Source organism: Modestobacter sp. VKM Ac-2979 (genome assembly GCF_026967995.1).
In the GTDB taxonomy this organism is placed as follows: Bacteria; Actinomycetota; Actinomycetes; order Mycobacteriales; family Geodermatophilaceae; genus Modestobacter.
Genome location: NZ_JAPVBO010000006.1, coordinates 380,645 through 401,231, shown reverse-complemented (window position 1 = coordinate 401,231; position 20,587 = coordinate 380,645). Strand labels below are relative to the sequence as shown.

The window sequence follows — 20,587 nt, the reverse complement described above, 5'->3', positions numbered from 1 at the left end:
GCGTGGCGCCCCCGTGCCGGTCACATCCGTTCGGCGAGGTCCTCGAGCAGCACCTGACGCTCCCCCGGGTCCCGGCGCGGGCACGAGGTGCAGAGCACCTCGTGCGGCACCCGGTAGAGCAGGCAGCAGGAGGCACGCCGGGTGAACCGGGCCGTGCTGCCGTCGGGCCGGCCGACGTCGACGTAGCGCGGCACCGGCAGCGGCGCCCCGATCGCGGCGGCCAGCGGCCCGGCCAGCGCGGTCACCGCGGCGACGTCGCCGACCGCGCGGCCCAGGGCGAGCAGCCGGTTGGCCAGCGAGTCGGTCGCGATCGCCCACAGCGGCCGCTCCCGGGCCCCGCCGGCCTCGGCCACCGCGGCCACGACCGCGCCGATCGTCGTCCGCAGGTCCCCGGCCAGGTCCGGGTCACGGACCCCGCGGGTGGTCGCCGCGACCGGCACCCCACCGGCGAGCGCGTGCACCGTGGTGTCCGCCAGCCGCGCCGACAGCCCCACCCCGGTCACCAGCCCGGCCAGCACGGGGGTGAGGAGCACGCTGGACAGCGAGTACCACCACACGGTGGCCAGCACCCGCCGGTCATCGGTCCGCTGCCGGACGGCGCGGGCGGTGAGCAGCTGCGCCGTCCATGCCGGGTCGGCCAGCAGCGGCCCCGGGACGACGGCCGCCGACGGCGGGGCGAGCAGCCCGAGGGCGGCGGCCCCGGGCAGCCGGGACACCACCAGCGCCTGGGCACCGTCGTCGCTCACCCGCCCAGTCTGCCCACCTCGTGCCGACCGCGTGCGGCATTGACCTGACGACAGGGTGACGGGGGCCATAGGTTGTGCACTGAGGCAGCGCCGCTGAGTCCAGGCGGCGCCCGACCACGGAGGTGCGCATGAGCGAGACGACTGATCAGGCCCTGTCCGACCAGCTGCCCGAGGGCGGCTTCCCGCCCCCGCCGGAGCTGGCCGCGTCCGCCAACGCGGGACCCGACGTCCACGACCGCGCTGCCGCCGACCGGATCGGCTTCTGGGAGGACGCCGCCCGTCGACTGGACTGGGCGGAGCCCTGGGAGCAGGCGCTGGACTGGAGCAACCCGCCGTTCGCCAAGTGGTTCGTCGGCGGGAAGCTCAACGTCGCGGTCAACTGCGTCGACCGGCACGTCGACGCCGGCCACGGGGACCAGGTGGCCTACCACTGGGTCGGCGAGCCCGGCGACACCCGCACGCTGACCTACGCCCAGCTCAAGGACGAGGTCTGCCGCACGGCCAACGCGCTCACCGAGCTCGGGGTGACCGCCGGGGACCGCGTGGCGATCTACCTGCCGATGATCCCGGAGGCGGTGATCTCCATGCTGGCCTGCGCCCGCATCGGCGCCGTCCACATGGTGGTCTTCGGCGGCTTCTCCCCCGACGCGCTGGCCAGCCGGATCACCGACGCCGACGCGAAGGTGGTCATCACCGCCGACGGCGGGTACCGGCGGGGTGCGCCCAGCCCGCTCAAGCCGAACGTCGACGAGGCGCTGACCAAGACCGAGGGCGTGCGCAGCGTGCTCGTGGTCAAGCGCACCGAGACCGACGTCGAGTGGACCGAGGGCCGCGACGTCTGGTGGCACGAGCTGGTCGCCGGTCAGTCGGCCGAGCACGAGGCGGAGGCCTTCGACGCCGAGCACCCGCTCTACATCATGTACACCTCGGGCACGACGGCGAAGCCCAAGGGGATCCTGCACACCTCCGGCGGCTACCTCACCCAGGTCTCCTACACCCACTGGGCGACCTTCGACCTCAAGCCCGACACCGACGTCTTCTGGACGGCGGCCGACGTCGGCTGGGTCACCGGGCACAGCTACATCGTCTACGGACCGCTGGCCAACCGGGCGACCTCGGTGATGTACGAGGGCACCCCGGAGACCCCGCACCGGGGCCGCTGGTGGGAGATCGTGCAGCAGTACGGGGTGACGATCCTGTACACCGCCCCGACCACGATCCGCACGTTCATGAAGTGGGGCGACGACGTCCCGGCCGGGTTCGACCTCTCCTCGCTGCGGCTGCTCGGCTCGGTCGGCGAGCCGATCAACCCCGAGGCCTGGCTCTGGTACCACAAGAACATCGGCGGCAGCCGCTGCCCGATCGTGGACACCTGGTGGCAGACCGAGACCGGCGGCCACATGATCACCCCGCTGCCGGGCACCACCACCCTGAAGCCGGGCTCCGCCCAGCGCCCCTTCCCGGGCATCGCGGCCAGCGTGGTCGACGAGGAGGGCAAGCCGATCGAGCCCGGCGCCACCGGCTACCTGGTGCTCACCGAGCCCTGGCCGGCGATGCTGCGCACGATCTGGGGCGACGACGAGCGGTACAAGGACACCTACTGGAGCCGGTACGGCCAGGGGGTCTACTTCGCCGGCGACGGCGCCAAGCTCGACGACGACGGTGACATCTGGCTGCTCGGCCGGGTCGACGACGTCATGAACGTCTCCGGGCACCGCATCTCCACCACCGAGGTGGAGTCCGCGCTGGTCAGCCACCCGACGGTGGCCGAGGCAGCGGTCGTCGGCGCGACCGATCCCACCACCGGGCAGGGCATCGTGGCGTTCGTCATCCTGCGCGGGGACGCCGTCGACTCCGGCGAGGACCTGGTGAAGGTGCTGCGCCAGCACGTCCGCAAGGAGATCGGGCCGATCGCCAGCCCGCGCCAGATCATGGTCGTCGCCGAGCTGCCCAAGACCCGCTCGGGGAAGATCATGCGCCGGCTGCTCCGGGACATCGCGGAGAACCGCGAGCTGGGCGACGTCAGCACCCTGACGGACTCCTCGGTGATGGACCTGATCAGCTCCAAGCTCCCCGCCGCCCCCAGCGAGGACTGACGAAGGACCCCGAGGACGGGTCCCCGGGGGTGCGCGACGCGCCCGCGGGGACCCGTTCGGGGCATCCGGGACGGCGGCCGGAACGCGCATGCGGCACGATCACCGGGACAGCACCGTGCCGCGTCGTCCGATCGGCACCGACCAGGGAGGAGCCATCCGTGGCCCACAGTGTCTCGACGACTCCGCCGGCGGGTCGTCCCGCCGGGGCCACTCCGCTGGCGGGTCGTCCCGCCGGGCCTGCCGAGCCCTCGGTCGGCACGCTCGCCAAGAGCGCCATGGCCGACGTGTCCACCCTCGTGCGCAGCGAGATCGAGCTCGCCAAGGCCGAGATCGGCACCTCGGTCAAGCGGGGTGGGGCCGGCGCCGCCGCGTTCGCCGCAGCCGGCGTGATGCTGGCCTTCGCCGGTTTCTTCTTCTTCTTCTTCCTCGCCGAACTGCTCGCCGTCTGGCTCCCCCGGTGGGCGGCCTTCCTCATCGTCTTCGCCCTGCTGGTGCTGGTGGCGGCGATCGTCGGCTTCGTCGGCTGGCGACTGGTGAAGAAGATCAAGAAGCCCGAGCGCACCATCGAGACGCTGCAGGACCTGCCTGACGTGATGCGTCGCGAGGCCCCCGGCCGGCGGACCCACGACCTGCCGACCGTGCGGAACGGCCAGGTCGTCCGCCAGGACGCGCACGCCCCCCTGCGCTGAACCCGCGAGAGCGAGCCCGCCGGCTCACCGGGCGCGGCGACCGTGGGGTGCCCGCAGCCGATGAACGCCGCCCGGCGGCGGCCGTGACGGTGCCCGAGGAGCAGCCCGACGCCACCAGCGTCCTGCTCCCGGGGCCGTGGTCGCACCGGGACGTCTCGGCCAACGGCGTCCGGCTGCACGCCGCCGAGGCCGGCAGCGGCCCGCTGGTGCTGTTGCTGCACGGGTTCCCCCAGTTCTGGTGGTCCTGGCGGCACCAGCTGACCGGGCTGGCCGCCGCCGGGCTCCGGGTGGTCGCCCCCGACCTGCGGGGTTACGGGGCCAGCGACAAGCCGCCCCGCGGGTACGACCTGCCGACCGCAGCCGCCGACGCTGCCGCGGTGGTGCGCGCGCTCGGCGAGGAGGAGGCGGTGGTCGTCGGCGCCGACTGGGGCGGCCTGGTGGCGTGGACCATGGCCGCGCTGCACCCCCGGAGCGTGCGCAGTCTCGTCGTCGTGTCAGCCGCGCACCCCCGTCGGCTGCGCAGCTCGGTCGCCGACCCCCGGCAGCGGCGGGCCCTGGCCTACGCGCTGCCCTTCCAGCTCCCCCGGCTGCCCGAGCGGCGCCTGACCCGGCCCGACGACGACCCGGTGGCCGAGTTGATGCGCCGCTGGGCCGGCCCCTCCTGGGTGCACACCGCCGACTTCGCCGAGGCCGTGAGCCGGTACCGGTCGGCCAGCCGCATCCCCCAGGCGGCCTACGGGGCGATGGAGTACTACCGCTGGGCCGGTCGCTCGCAGCTGCGCCCGGACGGGTGGCGCTTCGCCCGGCGGATGGCCGCACCCGTCACCGCACCCACCCTCCAACTGCACGGGGCACTCGACCGCGCGGTGCTGCCCTCGACCGCGCGCGGGTCGGGCCGCTACGTGGCCGGCGCCTACGAGTGGCGGGAGCTCCCCGGCGTGGGGCACTTCCCCCACGAGGAGGCCCCGGACGAGGTCACCGCCGCCATCGCCGCCTGGGCGACGTAGCCCGATGGAACGGCCCCCCTGCAGGGTCCCGCCGCGAGCTGGTGAGGTGCTGGAGCGGCCCTCGTGCAGGGGCCCGGCCTGAGCGCAGCGAAGGCCGGGGGGCACGAGGGTCCTTCTACTCGCAGGCGCCGGTGTCGACCTCGGCGACCGCCGCCCCACCGACCGTCACGGCCTCGGACACCTCCTCGGCGGTCAGCGCGTAGCCGGTCTCGGGGTCGTCGATCGCCGAGGCGAAGACCACGCCGAGCACCGACCCGTCGGCCGCCAGCAGCGGGCCACCGGAGTTGCCCGCCCGCACCTGCCCGTAGAGGGCGTAGACGTCGCGCTGCACGGTGCGGGTGGCCCGGAAGTCGGGGCCGCTGATGTCCCCGCGGTCACGCACCCGTGCCGGTCCGACGTAGAAGGGCCCACCGCCGGGGTAGCCCATGACGATCGCGTCCGCGCCGGTGTCGACGGGTACGTCGGCGAAGTCCAGCGGCTCCTGCGGGAGGCCGGGGACGGCCAGCACGGCAACGTCGGTGGGCTCGTCGACGTACACCGTGACGGCGTCGTAGGACTCGCCCTCCGCGATGACCTTCGGGTCCGTGACCCCGGCCAGCACGTGGGCGTTGGTCATCACCCGGTCCTCGGCGAAGACGAAACCGGAGCCGTCGATCTGCCGGGAGCAGGAGGCCGCGATCCCCCGGATCTGCACCACCGAGCCCCGCACCTGGTCGACCACCGGGCTGGCCAGCAGCGCCTGGTCCGGTGCCGGGACGTCGCGTGCCTGGGTGGGGGTCAGCGGGTCCAGGACGTCGGGCAGGCCCTGCCGGTCGATCGCCTCGCGCAGCGAGTCGTAGAGCGTGCGCACCTGGTCGGGCACGGTGCGGTCGACGACCTGGACGAGTGAGGACTGGCGCACCTGGCCGGCCACGCCGGGGAACGGGGAGCTGGCCAGCGGGATGGCCACCATCCACGCGACGAGCAGGACGGCGAGGGCGGAGACCACCGCCCCGGCCACCGAGTCGACGACCTTGGCCGGCTCCCAGGTGACCCACCTGCGCACGGCTCGGCCGATCAGCCCGGCCAGCAGCTGGCCGAGCAGCGCGCCGGCCAGGACGACGACGAGGGCGACGAACACCCGGGTCACCGAGGAGTTGGCCAGGTCGTCGGCGATCGGACCGGAGAGCTGGGCGCCGATCACGGCACCGCCGAAGAACCCCACGAACGAGGTGGCGGAGATGATCAGGCCCTGCCGGAACCCGGACAGCGCGAAGACGAGCGCGAGCACGATGAGGGTCAGGTCGACCAGGGACATCGCTCAGCGCCCCCGGTCGATCGCGAGCCCGCCCGCGCCCGGCACCGTCATCCCGGGGAGCTCACCGTCATCGTGCCGACCTGGCCCAGTGCCACGTGGAAGCTGCACTCGAAGGGGTACTCGCCCGGCTCGGTGACGGTGAACTCGATCGTCTCGCTCAGCCCCGGGCCGAGCACCGGGATCTGCTCGGTGATCTCCGCCGGGCCCGCCCCCTCGGTGAAGAGGATGTTGTGGGTCATCTGTTCCCCCGAGTTGAGCAGCGTCAGCCGCACCTCGCCGGGGGCCACGGTGAAGGTGTCGGGGGTGAACTCGTAGTCGTCGCCGGTCTCCACGGTGATCTCCTGGACGCCGTCGGCGGCGGTGCGCACCGTCCCGGCCTCCGCGCTGGCGACGCGGGTCACCTCCGGTTGCACCGGCTCGGAGTTGCTGCACCCCGCGAGCAGGGCCGAGGCGAGGGCGAGAGCCAGCAGCGGGCCGGGCAGCGGGCGGGCGGGCCGGTGGCGTCGTACGCCTCCAGCGCCCGAAGGGGCCGTGGTCATCGCCCAGGAACGGTACGCGCGGAGCTGCTCTGCCCGGCGTCCTCGGCCACCGTCGGCGCGGCGCGGTCGGCGACGTCGGAGTCGACGGGCTCCACCGGCACGTCGCCGGGCCGCACCGGCGGGACGGCGAGGGGGCGCACGTCACCGTCGTCCCACGGCTGGTGCAGCCCGGCGGCCTCCAGGACGGCGTCCAGCAGGGCCGCCGTGAAGCCCCAGACGACCATGTCGGCCACCCCGAACGCCGGGCCGACGTAGCCGGCGGGGTGCCGGACGCGGAAGCGGTTCGCCGGGTCGACCAGCTCGCTCAGCGGCACCCGGGCCACCCGCGCCACCTCCCGCGGGTCGCCGGTGGTGACGTCGCGGGGGTCGTCCCACCAGCCCAGCACCGGGACGACGAGGTTGTCCGACGGGCCGAGGAACAGCGCGGGCAGCGTGGCCAGCACGCGCACGCCGGCCGGGTCGACGCCGGCCTCCTCGTGGGTCTCGCGCAGCGCCGTCCCCACCGGGTAGTCGTCGCCCGGGTCGGCGCCGCCCCCGGGGAAGGCGGGCTGGCCGGCGTGGCTGCGCAGGTGCGCCGACTTCTCGATCAGCAGCACGTCGGGCCCGGCCGGGCCCTCGCCGAACAGGATGAGCACCGCCGAGCGTCGCGCGCTGTCGGAGGGCTGGCCGTGCCGGTGCCACAGCGGCAGCTGCCCGGCGTTGGCCACCAGCCGCTGCAGGTGTTCGGGGAGCTCCTCGAGCTCTGCGGCGGAGACCGTCACAGCTGCACCCCGAGGTGCTCGGCCACGAGCCCCTCGAACTCCTCCAGGGAGTGCACCGGGCCGACCTGGACGTACGCGACCGACCCGTCGGCAGCCAGGAAGAGGGTGTACGGGAGGTTGTTGACCCCCATGCCGGCCATCACCTCGCCGTCGGCGTCGAACGCGCTGGGGAAGGTCACCGCGGCGTCGTCGGCGAAGGCGGCCGCCGCGGGCACCCGGTCCACGGAGACCACGCCCAGCACCCGCACCTGGTCACCGGCGGCGTCGGCGAGCTGCTGGACCAGCGGCAGCTCCTCCCGGCACGGGCCGCACCAGCTGGCCCACAGGTTGAGCACCGTGGGCACCCCGGGAGCGCGGCTGAGGTCGAGGGTGCCGCCGCCGAAGCAGTCGAAGACGGTGGCCGGCAGGTCGCTGTCGGCGGCCGGGACGTCGGCCTGCTCCGGGCACGGCTCGAGGTCGGTCTCCACCGTGCCCACGTCGCTGCCGGCCGGGGACGCGACGGTCTCCTCGGGCGCGGCGTCCTCGGACGTGCACCCGGTGAGCACGCCCACCAGCAGGCCGAGTGCGCCGAGGGCGCGCAGTGCCCGGCTCACTCGGTGTCCGAGGCGGCCGGGGTCTTGACCAGCTTGGCCGCGGCCTCGGGGTCGAGCGGGCCGACCCCGTAGGACGGGCACCAGGCCGCCAGACCGCAGGCGCCGCAGGCCGGCTTCTTGGCGTGACAGACCCGCCGGCCGTGGAAGATCACCCGGTGGGAGAACATCGTCCACTCCTTCTTCGGGATGACCTCCGCGATCTCGGCCTCGACCTTGACCGGGTCCTCCTCCGCGGTCCAGCCGAACCGGCGGACCAGCCGGCCGAAGTGGGTGTCGACGGTGAGGCCCGGCACGCCGAAAGCGTTGCCGAGGACCACGTTGGCGGTCTTGCGGCCGACCCCGGGCAGGGTCACCAGGTCGGCCAGCCGGCCGGGCACCTCGCCGTCGAAGCGCTCGACCAGCGCCTGACCCAGACCGATCACCGAGTTGGCCTTGGCCCGGAAGAAGCCGGTGGGCTTCAGCACCTCCTCGAGCTCGGCCCGGTCGGCCCCCGCGTAGGCAGCGGCGTCGGGGTACCGGGCGAACAGCACCGGGGTGACCTTGTTGACCGTCTTGTCGGTGGTCTGCGCCGACAGGACGGTGGCGACCAGCAGCTCCAGCGGCGTGGTGAAGTCCAGCTCGCAGTGCGCGTCGGGGTGGATGACCGCGAGCTCGCGGGCCATCCGCCGGGCCCGGCGGGTGCGGGCCAGCGGACTCTCCTCGGGGTCGAACGGGGACACGCCCAGCCGGGCGGCGCGTGCGGGGCGGCGGGCGCGCGCCGGCCGCGTGTAGGCCGGCGGGGCGTCGGGTGAGGTGGCGGGCCGGGACACGCGTGTGAGGGTAGGCGTCTCCGCTGACAGCCACCGCCCGTCATACTCGGTGGTGGTGCACACCCGGTCGGTGACCGGGAGCGTGCCCCGACCGCTCGACGACCTGGTCCCCACCCGGCCTCCCCGCCGGGGGTCGTCCTCCCGAGGAGGTGCTCGTGGTCGCCCTCATCGTCATCTTGTTCCCTCCGCTGCTGATCGCGTTCCTGCTGGTCATGGAGCGGGTGGAGGAGCCGTTGCGACGCCCGACCTCGCAGCGGGAGGTCGAGGACTTCCTCGGCTCCGCCACCCCGGGCGAGGTGGGCACGCTGGCCAGCTCGGGCATCCGCCGCGCGATGAGCCGCTGGCGGGCCCGCCGCCGCGGCCGGGCCCGCAGTGCCCCCCGTCCGGTGCTGACCGAGTCGGCCCACGGGCAGGCCGACGACGACATCGACCCGGTCGACGAGGACTGACCTCCAGGCACACGACCTGCACGTCAGGAAGCCGTCACGACCCCGCAACCACTCAGAGTGGGCAGGTCCCTGACTGAGTGCACTGGTGAGGCGGGCCACAGGCCCTAGACTCTCCGAGTAACGCGGGTCGCCATCGCACCCGTGAGGACGTTGCGAGAGGTGCACGTGGACGAGGTCCTTGCCCAGTCCGGTCTCTTCCAGGGGCTGTCGGAGGATGCTGCCGAGCCGGTGGCCAGCGCACTGGAGACGGTGGTGCTGCCCCGCGGCCGGGTCGTCTTCAACGAGGGCGAGTCGGGCGACAGCCTCTACGTCGTCCTGTCCGGCAAGGTGAAGATCTCCCGCCGCGCGCCTGACGGCCGGGAGAACGTCCTCGCCGTGATGGGGCCGTCCGACCAGTTCGGCGAGCTGTCGGTGTTCGACCCGGGGCCGCGCACCGCGACCGCCACCGCCGTCACCGACGTGCGCCTGGCCAAGATGCCGAACACCATGCTCCGACCGTGGATCACCGCGCACCCGGAGATCGGCGAGCAGCTGCTGCGGGTGCTGGCCCGGCGGTTGCGGCGCACCAACGACTCGGTCGCCGACCTCATCTTCACCGACGTCCCCGGCCGGGTGGCCAAGGCGCTGCTGCAGATGGCCGACCGCTTCGGCAGCCGGGAGACCGACGGCCTCCGCGTCAAGCACGACCTGACCCAGGAGGAGCTGGCCCAGCTGGTGGGTGCCTCCCGCGAGACGGTGAACAAGGCGCTGGCCGACTTCGTGCACCGCGGCTGGATCCAGCTGCAGGGCAAGTCGGTGGTCGTCCTCGACGAGGAACGCCTCCGCCGCCGCGCCCGCTGATCCCCCAGCACTGACGAGGGCCCCGTCCGGTTCACCGGACGGGGCCCTCGCGCGTCAAGGCCAGGGCGAGCGACCACCGGTACGGACCCGAGCGCAGCGAGGGGTGGCCCGGGGACGGGGCCCGCAGGGTCCCTCGCCGGGACACGGCCAACGGCTCAGAGCAGCCGGCCCCACTACCTGGCCGCGGTGCGGCCCGCCAGGGTCGCAATCAGCACAGCGTCACGATGGGAGCTTCGCGACCATCCGGATCCGGGTGCCGTCGGGCAGCACCGCGTAGTTCCCGTCCGGCCCCTGTTCGAAGGTGGGACTGATCGGCTCCAGCGGCGCCGGTGGCGAGCCGGCCAGGGTCGCCGCGGCGTCGGCGAAGGGGGCCAGCTGGCCGAGCGTGTGGATCGTGGGCGGCAGCATCGGCCGGGTGCCCGCGGCGTGTTCGGCGAGTGCGGCGGCCGGCGTCGTCCACACCGCCTCGTCCGCCTCGCCGGAGACGTCCCGCGCCTCCTGCCCGACCGGCAGCAGCGCTGCGAAGAACTTGGTGTCGTACCGCCGCCGTTCCGGTGGCGGGGTGATCCAGTGCGCGAACGGCCGCAACAGGTCGGCCCGCAGCGCCAGCCCGCGGCCGGCCAGCAGCTCGGCGAGGGAGAGGTCGTGGGCCATCAGGGCCTGCCGCTGCGCCTCCCAGACGTCGCCGGAGACGTCGGGCACGACGGCCCCGGAGCCGTCCGCCGGACCGGCCAGCAGGACGCCGGCCTCCTCGAACGTCTCCCGGACGGCGGCGCACACCAGCTCGCGGGCCAGTCGCTCGTCGCAGCCGAAGGCGCTCGCCCAGTGGGCCGGGGGCGGCCCCACCCAGGCCAGCTCGGTGTCGCCGTCCCGGTCGTCGACCCCACCGCCGGGGTAGGCGGTCATCCCACCGGCGAACGGCATGCCCCGCGTGCGCCGGAGCAGGTAGACCTCCGGTCCCCCGGCGCCGTCCCGCAACAGCAACACCGTCGCCGCCTGCCGGATCGGCGCCGGCCCGGTCATCTCAGCTCGACGGTGAGCTCGACCTCGACGGGGGCGTTCATCGGGAGCTCGGCGACGCCGACGGCGCTGCGGGCGTGCTGCCCGGCCTCACCGAAGACGCGGCCGAGGAACTCGCTGGCGCCGTTGACGACCCGCGGCTGGCCGGAGAAGCCCTCGGCGCTGGCCACGTAGCCGACGACCCGCACGACCCGGGCCACGGAGTCCAGGCCGACCAGGTCGTCGATCGCGGCCAGCGCGTTGAGCGCACACACCTTCGCGTCGGCTGCGGCGTCCTCGATGTCGACGGCACCGCCGACCTTGCCGGTGCGGCGCAGCCCGCCGTCGACGAACGGCAGCTGGCCGGAGGTGAAGACCAGCTGGCCGGTGCGGATGGCCGGCACGTAGGCGGCGACCGGCGCGGCCACCGGGGGGAGCCGGACACCGAGCTCGGCGAGCCGGGCGTGCCAGGAGACGGGGGCGGTCATCGTGGCCTCAGCTGGTCGGGCGCTTGAGGTAGGCCACCAGCTGGTCGCCGCCGCCCGGGCCGGGGACGACGGTCACCAGCTCCCAGCCGTCGACGCCCCAGGAGTCCAGGATCGCCTTGGTGTTGTGGGTGAGCAGCGGGATGGTCGCGTACTCCCAGGTCCGACGGGCCGAATCACTCATGCCGCGACGCTAGCGCAGCCGGGATGCGCCGGAGTCGGTCACCGCTCGTAGGCTGGTGCGGGTGAGCTCAGAGCCGGTGCACCGGGAACCATCGCGCGCAGGAACGGTGCCCGTGCGGTGCCATGTCGTCACCGGGAAGGGCGGCACCGGGAAGACGACGGTCGCCGCGGCCCTCGCCCTGTCGCTGGCCGCCGACGGCGGCCACGTGCTGCTGGTGGAGACCGAGGGGCGGCAGGGCATCGCCCAGCTCTTCGACACCCCGCCCCTCCCCTACGAGGAGCGGCGGGTCGCCGTGGCCCGCGGGGGCGGTGAGGTGAAGGCGCTGGCGATCGACGTGGAGGCGGCCTTCCTCGAGTACCTCGACATGTTCTACAACCTGAAGCGGGCCGGCCGGGCGCTGCGCAAGATGGGCGCGATCGACTTCGCCACCGCGATCGCGCCCGGGCTCCGCGACGTGCTGCTCACCGGGAAGATCAAGGAGGCGGTGACCCGGCGGGAGAACGGCCGGCTGGTCTACGACGCCGTCGTCGTCGACGCGCCACCGACCGGCCGGATCACCCGGTTCCTCAACGTGACCAACGAGGTGGCCGGGCTGGCCCGGTCCGGCCCGATCCGGGCGCAGAGCGACGGGGTGATGGCGGTGTTCCGCTCGCCGCAGACGGCGGTGCACGTGGTGACCCTGCTGGAGGACATGCCGGTGCAGGAGACCGCCGACGCGATCACCGAGCTGACCGCGGCCGGGCTGCCGGTCGGGTCGGTGATCGTCAACATGGCGACCGAACCGCTGCTCCCGGCCGCCAGCCTGGCCCGCACCGCCGAGGGCCGGCTCACCGGCGCCGACCTGGTGCCCGCGCTGACCGCGGCCCAGTTGTCCGGGGTCGACGGGCTGGCGGACGGCTTGGTCGCCGAGGCGGTCGAGCACGCCCGCCGCTGGATCGCCCAGGACGCACTGCGCGGGGACGTCGAGGCGCTGGGCCGCCCACTGGTGGAGCTGCCGCTGTCGTCGTCCCCGATCGACCTGGGTTGCCTGTTCGAGCTGGCCGACCGGCTCGACGGGCACCTGCGCGACGAGGTCGCGGCGTGACCGCCGCCCAGCCGCCGCGGCGGCCCACCCCGGCACCGCCGCTGGACCTGGCCGCGCTGGTCAGCGACCGGAGCACGCGGATCATCGTGTGCTGCGGTTCCGGCGGCGTGGGCAAGACGACCACCTCGGCGGCGCTCGCGCTGGCCGCGTCCGAGGCCGGGCGGGAGGTCGTGGTGCTCACCATCGACCCGGCCCGCCGGCTGGCCCAGTCGCTGGGCCTGGTCGAGCTGGACAACGAGCCGCGGCTGGTCGAGACGCCCGGTGCCCCGGGTGAGCTGCACGCGATGATGCTGGACATGAAGCGGACGTTCGACGACGTCGTCTCCGCGCACTCGACGCCCGAGCGGGCGCAGGTGATCTTCGAGAACCCCTTCTACCAGGCGCTCTCCTCCTCCTTCGCCGGGACGCAGGAGTACATGGCGATGGAGAAGCTCGGGCAGCTGCGGGCCAGCGACCGCTGGGACCTCGTCATCGTCGACACCCCGCCGTCCCGGTCGGCGCTGGACTTCCTGGACGCCCCGAACCGGATGAGCCGCTTCCTCGACGGCACGATGATCCGGCTGCTCACCGCCCCCGCGCGGGCCGGCGGCCGGGCCGGGGTGCGGTTCGTGGGGGCCGGCTTCCTGCTGTTCAGCCGGATCATCAGCAAGATCCTGGGCGGCCAGCTGCTCAACGACATCTCGGCGTTCGTCTCCGCGCTGGACACCATGTTCGGCGGCTTCCGCGAGCGGGCCAACGCGACCTACGAGCTGCTCCGCCAGCCGGGGACGTCGTTCGTCGTCGTCGCCGCCCCGGAGCCGGATGCGCTGCGCGAGGCCTCGTACTTCGTCGACCGGCTCTCCACCGAGGGCATGCCGCTGGCCGGGCTGGTGCTCAACCGCACCCACCCGCCGGCCACCACAGCCCTGTCCGCCACCCGCGCCGAGGGTGCCGCCGAGGCCGTGGCCGAGGCAGGGGGCCCGGGCTCGAAGCTGGCCGCGGGGGCGCTGCGGGTGCACGCCGAGCGGATGACCGTCGCGACCCGCGAGCAGCGGCTGGCCGACCGGTTCACCAGCGCCCACCCGGAGGTGCCGGTGCGGACGGTGCCGGCCGCCGCCGGGGACGTGCACGACCTGGACGGGCTGCGGGTGATGGGCGAGGCGTTGCTCGCCGCGGAGGACGACACCGGGACGGGCACGCCGCGCAGCCGGGTGCTGCCGGTGCGCTCCCAGGCCGGCTGACCCCACCCCTCCGTGGGGCTCGAGGGGCAGGAGGGTCAGGCCGGTCACCCGTTCGTGTCCACGTCATCCCGGGGCCTGGTCGTGGTCGTGACGCTCCGTTAGCGTCCGCCCGACCGTTCCGTCGGAGGGATGACACACCAGGCATGAGCACCGCACCCGAGCTCGACCGCACCACCGCGACGACGTCGCCGGAGCCGGCCGGCCTCTTCGGCACCGGCATCGCCGTCCCCGCCGCCGCCGACCTCCCCGTCGAGATCCCGGTCGACACCGTCGGGCTCTCCCCCGACGACAAGGCCCGCACCAAGGTCATCACCAGCGCGATCCGCCGTCGGTCGCAGGAGCTGCGGCGCGACCACCCGGTGCTGCGGCACCAGGACGCCCTCGGGCTGACCGCCTTCTCCGTCGCCGTCCTCGGCTTCGTCGGCAGCGGCGCGCTCTACCTGACCGGCGTGCTGCCCTGGTACGTGACCCTGCTGCTGTCGGCGGCCTTCGCCGCGGTCGGGCACGAGGTGGAGCACGACCTGATCCACGCCCTCTACTTCCGCCGCCGCAAGGCCGTGCGGTACGCGCTGCTGTTCGGCGTCTGGGCGATCCGGCCGTACACGATCAACCCGGTCTACCGGATCCGGCTGCACCTGCGGCACCACGCCTACTCGGGGCTGCCCGACGACATCGAGGAGGTGTCGATCACCAACGGCAAGCCGTGGGGCGCCGTCCGGCTCTACAGCCTGCTCGACCCGTACGTGCCCGCCCTGATCCGGATCGTCACCACCCGGCCGAAGGACGCCGAGGACGCGCTCTGGCGGCGCACCATCCTCAAGGCGAGCATCGGGCTGACGCCGGTGGCGATCACCATCTGGTACGCGTTCCTGGGCCTGCACGTGGCGAGCTGGCTGGGCGCCGCCGTGCCGACGTCCTGGCTGCAGGTGCTCACCGTGCTGACCGTCGTCTGGGTCGGCCCGAACGTGTGGCGGGGCTTCTGCCTGCACTTCATCAGCAGCAACATGCACTACCAGGGGGACGTCGAGCAGGGCAACGTCCTGCAGCAGACCCAGGTGTTCAACCGCTGGTACCTGGCGCCCTTCCAGGTCTTCTGCCTGAACTTCGGCAGCACCCACCCGATCCACCACTTCTACGTGGCCGACCCGTTCTACGCGCGGCAGCTGATGGAGCGGGACATCCACCCGGTGCTGGCCGCCAACGGAGTGCGCTTCAACGACATGGGCACCTTCAAGCGGGCGAACCGCTACCAGATGTCCTGACGGCCGTGCGGAGCGGCTCGCCGACGTCGTCGGGGGCCGCTCCGCGCGTTGCGTCCGAGGCACCCCACGCAGGCCCGATGGGCAGGTACCTTGGCCTGCGATGTCCGACTCTGCGCGTTCTCCGCTCGGTGCCCTGGTCAAGCTGGCCGTCACGATCGTCGTGGCCGGCGCCCTGGTCGCTGCCATGTTGCTGCCCTTGGTCGGGGGGACCGGGCTCGTCGCCCGCAACTCCGCCAGCCTGCTCGACGCCCTCCCGGTCGAGCTCACCGACGAGACGCCGAACGGCAACGCCACCATGGTGGCCGCCGACGGGGCGCCGATCACGCAGTTCTACGACAACAACCGCACGCCGGTGACGCACGACCAGATCTCCGACGTGATGAAGCAGGCGATCGTCGACATCGAGGACTCGCGCTTCTACCAGCACAACGGGCTGGACGTCGAGGGCACGACGCGAGCGCTGGCGAAGAACCTCGCCGCCGGGGAGGTGCTCGAGGGTGGGTCGACGCTGACCCAGCAGCTGGTCAAGCAGACCCTGCTGCAGACCGCGGATAACGCGGAGGAGCGGGCCGCTGCCGAGGAGGAGTCGGTCGGCCGCAAGCTCAAGGAGGCCCGCCTCGCCCTCGCGCTGGAGGAGGAGTACTCCAAGGACGAGATCCTCACCCGCTACCTGAACATCGCCTACTTCGGCCAGGGCGCCTACGGCATCCAGTCGGCAGCGCAGAAGTACTTCAGCGTGAACGCCGTCGACCTGACGCTGCCGCAGGCATCGGTGCTCGCCGGGCTGGTGCAGAGCCCCAAGTTCGACCCGATCGCCTACCCGGCGGAGGCGACGACCCGGCGTGACCAGGTGCTGAACCGGATGCACCAGCTCGAGCACATCTCCGACCAGGAGCTCGCCGAGGTCACCGCCGCGCCGATCCCGCTGGCCCCCGGCGGCAACGCACCCAACGGCTGCATCGACGCCGCGATCGGCGGCTTCTTCTGCGACTACGTCATGAGCTACCTGACCGGCACCCTGGGTCTGAGCCCGGACGACATCAAGAACAACGGCTGGACGATCCAGACCACCCTCCGCCCGGACATGCAGGTCGCCGGCGACCAGGCCGTGCTGAACACCGTGGGCATGGGCGACCCGGTCGTCGGGGTCTACGACGCGATCGAGCCGGGCACCGGGCACGTGCTGGCGATGAGCGTGAACCGGCGGTTCGGCTGCGGTGACCCGGCAGCGGGCTGCGAGTCGGTCAACTTCGCCACCATCCCCACCAAGGGCTCCGGCTCGACGTTCAAGACCTTCGTCGCCGCGGCCGCGCTGGAGCAGGGGCTGCCGGCCAGCCACACGATCACCACCAGCGAGCCCTACACCAGCCGGGTCTACCAGGACTTCGACACCGACACCGGGAAGTACAAGCCCTACTCACTCGGCAACGTGGGCAACAACTACCCGAACACGCTGACCATGACCCAGGCGCTGTACATGTCCTCCAACACCTACTTCCTGGCGCTGGAGGACGCGCTGGGCCGCATCGAGCCGGCCGTCCGGATGGCCGAGCGGCTGGGCATGACCTTCGACTACCCGGTGACCCAGACCCCGGCCGACAAGATCATCGCCGAGAACCGCCCCTCGTTCGCCTTCGGCACCGACGGGGTGAGCCCACTGGACCTGGCCAACGCCTACGCCACGATCGCAGCCGGCGGCGTGAAGTGCGCCCCGCTGCCCGTGCTGGGCATCACCGACCGCAACGGCGAGCCGGTCACCGACGAGGACGGCCAGCCGGTGGTCCCGGGCACCCAGTGCGAGCAGGTCGTCGAGCCCGGTCTCGCGAACACGATGAACCAGATGATGCGCAAGGACGTCGAGCCGGGCAATCGGATGCAGACCGGCGCGAACGCCTACATCCCCGGCCACCAGATCGCCGGCAAGACCGGCACCGTGAACCGGAACGACTCGGTCACCTTCGTCGGGTCCACCCCGGAGTACACCGCCACCGTCATGGTGTTCCGCCCGACCGGCATCGAGAGCGTCGGCGGCTACGGTGGTGGCAAGCCGGCCACGATCTGGCACGACGCGATGCTGCCGATCCTGTCCGGGCAGCCCACCGCGGAGTTCCCGGCGGCCGACCCGAAGTTCGCCGGGCGCGGGGTGGACGCACCACCGACGAGCACCCGGTCGTCTTCCAACGACCGGGACGACCGGGACGACCGGGGAGACCGGCGCCGGAACCAGACGTCGAGCCGCAGCAGCGCCGACACCGTGACCGAGTCGGCGCCGACGACCGAGGCCGCACCGGTGACCGAGCCGGCCGCTCCGGCAGATCCCGCGGCTCCGCAGCCGGAGTCGAACGGCGGCTGATCGAACGGCGAAGGGGCCGGGCCTGTGGGCCCGGCCCCTTCGTCGTCCCCGGGCAACGGAGGAGCGCAGCCCCGCTCCGCCGAGCCGGCCCAGCCCTCTCGCTCAGCCGAGCCGGCCCAGCCCCCTCGCTCAGCCGAGCCGGCCCAGCCCTCTCGCTCAGCCGAGCTGTCTACGCACCTCTGCGGCCACCCGGCCGCCGTCGGCCCGACCGGCCACCCGGCCCTGCACGGCGCCCATGACCTTGCCCATGTCCTTCATCCCGGCTGCACCGGTCGTGGTGATCACGTCGGCGACGAGCGCGGTCAGGTCGGCGTCCTCGAGCTGGGCGGGCAGGTAGGTGGCCAGCACGCCCTCCTCGGCCCTCTCCCGCTCGGCCTGGTCGGTGCGGCCGGCACCGGCGAAGGCGTCGGCCGCCTCGCGGCGCTTCTTCGCCTCCCGGCGCAGCACCGCCTGCACCTCCTCGTCGCTCAGCTCACGGGCCTCCTTGCCGGAGACCTCCTCGGCGGTCACGGCGGAGAGCACCATGCGCAGCGTCGCGGTGCGCAGCTCGTCGCGGCCCTTCATGGCGGTGGTCAGGTCGGCACGCAGTCGGTCCTTCAGCTCAGGCACGGTGCAGAGCCTGCCACCTCCGCCCGGACCAGGACGACGCAGTTCCCCTCCCCCTAGGCTCAGGGGATGCGCGCGACCACCGCCGTCCCTGCCGCCCTGCTGGCCACCGGCGCCGCCACCGTCGGCTACGCCGGCCTCGTCGAGCGCACCCACTGGACCCTGCGGCGCTTCGACGTCCCGGTGCTGCCACCGGGTTCCCGGCCGCTCACCGTCCTGCAGCTGTCGGACCTGCACATGACCGCCGGCCAGCACAGCAAGCAGGCCTGGGTCGCCGGGCTCGCCGCCCTACACCCGGACGTCGTCATCACCACCGGTGACAACCTGGCCGGGATGGACGCCGTCCCCGCGACGCTGCGGGCGCTGGAGCCGCTGATGGAGCTCCCCGGCGCCTTCGTGCTGGCGAGCAACGACTACTACGCGCCCCGGCCGAAGAACCCGCTCAAGTACTTCAAGACCGAGCACAAGCGGGTGCACGGTGACGAGCTCCCCTGGCGGGAGCTCCGCGACGGCATGACCGCGCGTGGCTGGCTGGACCTCACCAACCACACCGGCACGCTGACCGTGCGCGGCGTCCGGATCGCCCTCGCCGGCGTCGACGACCCACACCTCAAGCTGGACCGGTACGACGACGTCGCCGGCCCGGCCGACCCCACGGCCGACGTGCGGATCGGGCTGGTGCACTCCCCCGAGCCGCGGGTGCTCGACCGGTTCACCGCCGACGGGTACGACCTGCTGCTGTGCGGGCACACGCACGGCGGGCAGCTGCGGGTGCCGTTCTACGGCGCCCTGGTCACCAACTGCGGCATCGACCGCGAGCACGTGCGCTGGCTCCACCAGTGGGCAGAGCCCTCCGACGCCGTCCCGAACGGCACCTGGCTGCACGTCTCGGCCGGGCTGGGCACCAGTCCGTACGCGCCCGTGCGGTTCGCCTGCCCCCCGGAGGCGACGCTGCTGACCCTCACCGCACGGTAGGAGGGCCCTCGCCTGCCCCCGCTGTGGAACAGGGCCACAGGGGGTCGCAGCGCCGACGAGTGCGTCGGTTACAGTTGTCGACGCACCACGGGGTGTGGCGCAGCTTGGTAGCGCGCGTCGTTCGGGACGACGAGGCCGCAGGTTCAAATCCTGTCACCCCGACCAGCCACTCAGGGACCGCCGATCCGGCGGTCCCTGAGTGCGTTCGGGCCTCGGTGTCGGCGCCGGCGGGAGACACCCCCACCGACGCCGACCCTCGCGCCGGGCCGGTCAGCGGCGCGGCGGGACCACCATCCGGCGGACGTCGACCAGGGCCAGTGCGGCCAGACCGACGATCGGCAGCAGGGTGACCTGCACCAGGCCGGCCCCGGACCAGTCGAAGGCGGCGACGAGCCGGGCGAACAGCAGGCCGGAGAACGCCGCCGCCACGTAGTACGTGAACATGAACAGCCCGGCGCCCCGGCCAACGTGCTCCGGGCGCACCGCACGCTGCATGCCCGTCGTGCAGTTGGTGAAGAGCACGCCGCTGGCGAAGGCGCCCATCAGGAACGCCAGCACGTACTGCGCGGACGCACCCTCGGCGAAGCGGTAGACCGCCAGACCGGTGAGCGAGGAGCCCACGAAGCCGATGGCGAGCAGCATCCGCTGGTCGTAGCGGTCGGCCAGCCAGCCGACCGGCAGCGCCATCATGGCGCCGAAGCCGACCAGCGAGGCCGCCCACGCCGCCTGCGCGGGGGCCAGCCCGAGCTCCTCCCGCAGGAAGGTCGGGTAGAGGCCGAGGAAGCCGTAGAAGACCAGGCCGGAGATCGCCGAGGCGAGCCCCATGCCCAGGGTGCCGCGGTTGTACGGGCTCGCCGGCACGTGCGTGTAGTCGGCGGTGTCAGCAGTCCCGGCCCGTCCGGCCAGCGCCTCGCTCATCGCCTTTGGCACGGTGAACAGCAGGACGACCGCCATGACCAGGCCGGCGACGCCGAAGACGACGAACGGCGCCCGCCAGCTGTCCACGGCGAGGGCGAGCTGCTGGCCGAGGATCGGTCCGAGGAACACGCCCAGGCCGAAGGCGACGCCGATGAACCCGGCGGCGACGGCCCGCCGGTGGAAGAAGTAGGCGCCCACGATGGCGTAGATGGCGGTGGCCTGCACGCCCTCCCCCACGCCGGAGATCAGCCGGTAGACGGCCATGTCGCCGAAGCCGGTGGCCAGCGGGATGGCGAGCGTGCCGAGGGAGTAGACGACCACGCTGACGACGACGATCAGCTTCCGCGACAGCCGATCCAGCAGGTAGCCCGCCGGGACGCCGGTGAGCGCGATGCCCAGCGTGAAGCCCGTGGCCAGGAGGCCGGTCTGGTCGAGGGAGAACCCGTACTCCTCACGGATCTGCGGCAGCAGCGGGTAGAAGACCTGCCGGTCCATCGCGTTGAGCATGTAGGAGAGGCAGAGGGCCGCGAAGCCGACCGCCACCGCCACGGTCGTCGCGGGGCCGCCCGTCCTGGCGGCCGCCGGCGCACCGGCATCGGGCACCGGCGGGAGGGTCGAGTGGGACATGAGCGCTCCTGGGTCGTCGACGATGACGCGTCCGTTGTGCGGACGAGC

The 20,587-nt window shown here is 73.4% G+C and carries 21 protein-coding genes and 1 tRNA gene; 11 read left to right on the top strand and 11 right to left on the bottom strand.

Annotation, left to right across the window (positions count from 1 at the left end; translation table 11 throughout):
- Positions 1 to 20: 20 nt before the first annotated feature.
- Positions 21 to 746: a (2Fe-2S)-binding protein gene (locus tag O2W15_RS19155; RefSeq protein WP_269180537.1), complete on the bottom strand. Its 726-nt coding sequence runs from the start codon at positions 744 to 746 to the stop codon at positions 21 to 23.
- A gap of 128 nt (positions 747 to 874) precedes the next feature.
- Here O2W15_RS19155 and acs point away from each other — a divergent pair, with 128 nt between their 5' ends.
- The 3 genes from acs (at position 875) to O2W15_RS19140 (ending at position 4,538) form a co-directional block, all read left to right on the top strand.
- Positions 875 to 2,842 (top strand): acetate--CoA ligase, encoded by a 1,968-nt coding sequence (acs, locus tag O2W15_RS19150; RefSeq protein ID WP_269180536.1) that lies wholly within the window; start codon positions 875 to 877, stop codon positions 2,840 to 2,842.
- A gap of 158 nt (positions 2,843 to 3,000) precedes the next feature.
- Entirely contained in the window at positions 3,001 to 3,531 is a 531-nt protein-coding gene (locus tag O2W15_RS19145; protein WP_269180535.1) for a phage holin family protein, read from the top strand.
- Positions 3,532 to 3,578: 47 nt separating this feature from the next.
- Positions 3,579 to 4,538 (top strand): alpha/beta fold hydrolase, encoded by a 960-nt coding sequence (locus O2W15_RS19140; RefSeq protein WP_269180534.1) that lies wholly within the window; start codon positions 3,579 to 3,581, stop codon positions 4,536 to 4,538.
- A 115-nt stretch (positions 4,539 to 4,653) separates the two neighbouring features.
- Here O2W15_RS19140 and O2W15_RS19135 read toward each other — a convergent pair whose 3' ends face one another.
- From O2W15_RS19135 to nth, 5 genes are read right to left on the bottom strand one after another with little or no spacing between them, the layout of a single operon-like run.
- The gene (locus O2W15_RS19135; RefSeq protein ID WP_269161333.1) at positions 4,654 to 5,835 is read right to left on the bottom strand and encodes a MarP family serine protease; all 1,182 of its coding nucleotides are present in this window, start codon (positions 5,833 to 5,835) and stop codon (positions 4,654 to 4,656) included.
- Between the two features lie 47 nt (positions 5,836 to 5,882).
- Positions 5,883 to 6,374, bottom strand: a complete 492-nt coding sequence (locus tag O2W15_RS19130; RefSeq protein WP_269180533.1) for a plastocyanin/azurin family copper-binding protein — start codon at positions 6,372 to 6,374, stop codon at positions 5,883 to 5,885.
- Positions 6,371 to 7,135 (bottom strand): NUDIX hydrolase, encoded by a 765-nt coding sequence (locus O2W15_RS19125; protein ID WP_269180532.1) that lies wholly within the window; start codon positions 7,133 to 7,135, stop codon positions 6,371 to 6,373. Before O2W15_RS19125 ends, O2W15_RS19130 begins: the two co-directional genes overlap by 4 nt.
- The gene (locus tag O2W15_RS19120; RefSeq protein ID WP_269161330.1) at positions 7,132 to 7,728 is read right to left on the bottom strand and encodes a TlpA family protein disulfide reductase; all 597 of its coding nucleotides are present in this window, start codon (positions 7,726 to 7,728) and stop codon (positions 7,132 to 7,134) included. Before O2W15_RS19120 ends, O2W15_RS19125 begins: the two co-directional genes overlap by 4 nt.
- Positions 7,725 to 8,537, bottom strand: coding sequence for an endonuclease III (gene nth / locus O2W15_RS19115; protein WP_164700915.1), 813 nt, complete (start codon positions 8,535 to 8,537; stop codon positions 7,725 to 7,727). The genes O2W15_RS19120 and nth overlap by 4 nt, the downstream gene beginning before the upstream one ends.
- Before the next feature lie 155 nt (positions 8,538 to 8,692).
- On the opposite strand from nth, the gene O2W15_RS19110 reads away from it, so the two are divergent.
- Entirely contained in the window at positions 8,693 to 8,986 is a 294-nt protein-coding gene (locus O2W15_RS19110) for a hypothetical protein (RefSeq protein WP_269161328.1), read from the top strand.
- A gap of 165 nt (positions 8,987 to 9,151) precedes the next feature.
- Entirely contained in the window at positions 9,152 to 9,826 is a 675-nt protein-coding gene (locus O2W15_RS19105; protein ID WP_036335203.1) for a Crp/Fnr family transcriptional regulator, read from the top strand.
- A gap of 219 nt (positions 9,827 to 10,045) precedes the next feature.
- Here the strand turns inward: O2W15_RS19105 and O2W15_RS19100 are convergent, their stop codons facing one another.
- The 3 genes from O2W15_RS19100 to O2W15_RS19090 are packed head-to-tail and all read right to left on the bottom strand — an operon-like array spanning position 10,046 to position 11,494.
- Positions 10,046 to 10,849 (bottom strand): NUDIX hydrolase, encoded by an 804-nt coding sequence (locus O2W15_RS19100; protein WP_269180531.1) that lies wholly within the window; start codon positions 10,847 to 10,849, stop codon positions 10,046 to 10,048.
- Entirely contained in the window at positions 10,846 to 11,313 is a 468-nt protein-coding gene (locus O2W15_RS19095) for a RidA family protein (protein WP_269180530.1), read from the bottom strand. The genes O2W15_RS19100 and O2W15_RS19095 overlap by 4 nt, the downstream gene beginning before the upstream one ends.
- A gap of 7 nt (positions 11,314 to 11,320) precedes the next feature.
- On the bottom strand, positions 11,321 to 11,494 hold the full coding sequence (locus O2W15_RS19090; protein ID WP_269159666.1) for a hypothetical protein: 174 nt from the start codon (positions 11,492 to 11,494) through the stop codon (positions 11,321 to 11,323).
- Positions 11,495 to 11,606: 112 nt separating this feature from the next.
- On the opposite strand from O2W15_RS19090, the gene O2W15_RS19085 reads away from it, so the two are divergent.
- The 4 genes from O2W15_RS19085 (at position 11,607) to O2W15_RS19070 (ending at position 17,413) form a co-directional block, all read left to right on the top strand.
- The gene (locus O2W15_RS19085) at positions 11,607 to 12,578 is read left to right on the top strand and encodes an ArsA-related P-loop ATPase (RefSeq protein ID WP_269180529.1); all 972 of its coding nucleotides are present in this window, start codon (positions 11,607 to 11,609) and stop codon (positions 12,576 to 12,578) included.
- Positions 12,575 to 13,798 (top strand): ArsA family ATPase, encoded by a 1,224-nt coding sequence (locus O2W15_RS19080; RefSeq protein ID WP_269180528.1) that lies wholly within the window; start codon positions 12,575 to 12,577, stop codon positions 13,796 to 13,798. The genes O2W15_RS19085 and O2W15_RS19080 overlap by 4 nt, the downstream gene beginning before the upstream one ends.
- Before the next feature lie 143 nt (positions 13,799 to 13,941).
- Positions 13,942 to 15,060: a fatty acid desaturase gene (locus O2W15_RS19075; RefSeq protein WP_269180527.1), complete on the top strand. Its 1,119-nt coding sequence runs from the start codon at positions 13,942 to 13,944 to the stop codon at positions 15,058 to 15,060.
- A 100-nt stretch (positions 15,061 to 15,160) separates the two neighbouring features.
- Positions 15,161 to 17,413, top strand: coding sequence for a transglycosylase domain-containing protein (locus tag O2W15_RS19070; protein ID WP_269161322.1), 2,253 nt, complete (start codon positions 15,161 to 15,163; stop codon positions 17,411 to 17,413).
- Between the two features lie 156 nt (positions 17,414 to 17,569).
- On the opposite strand, the gene O2W15_RS19065 is transcribed toward O2W15_RS19070, so the two are convergent.
- Positions 17,570 to 18,022, bottom strand: coding sequence for a GatB/YqeY domain-containing protein (locus tag O2W15_RS19065; protein WP_269180526.1), 453 nt, complete (start codon positions 18,020 to 18,022; stop codon positions 17,570 to 17,572).
- Between the two features lie 66 nt (positions 18,023 to 18,088).
- Between O2W15_RS19065 and O2W15_RS19060 the strand changes: the two genes are divergently transcribed.
- The gene (locus O2W15_RS19060; protein ID WP_269180525.1) at positions 18,089 to 18,994 is read left to right on the top strand and encodes a metallophosphoesterase; all 906 of its coding nucleotides are present in this window, start codon (positions 18,089 to 18,091) and stop codon (positions 18,992 to 18,994) included.
- 88 nt (positions 18,995 to 19,082) lie between these two features.
- Positions 19,083 to 19,159: transfer RNA gene (locus O2W15_RS19055), tRNA-Pro, on the top strand.
- Positions 19,160 to 19,264: 105 nt separating this feature from the next.
- Here the strand turns inward: O2W15_RS19055 and O2W15_RS19050 are convergent.
- Positions 19,265 to 20,539: an MFS transporter gene (locus O2W15_RS19050; protein ID WP_269161319.1), complete on the bottom strand. Its 1,275-nt coding sequence runs from the start codon at positions 20,537 to 20,539 to the stop codon at positions 19,265 to 19,267.
- Between the last annotated feature and the right edge of the window lie 48 nt (positions 20,540 to 20,587).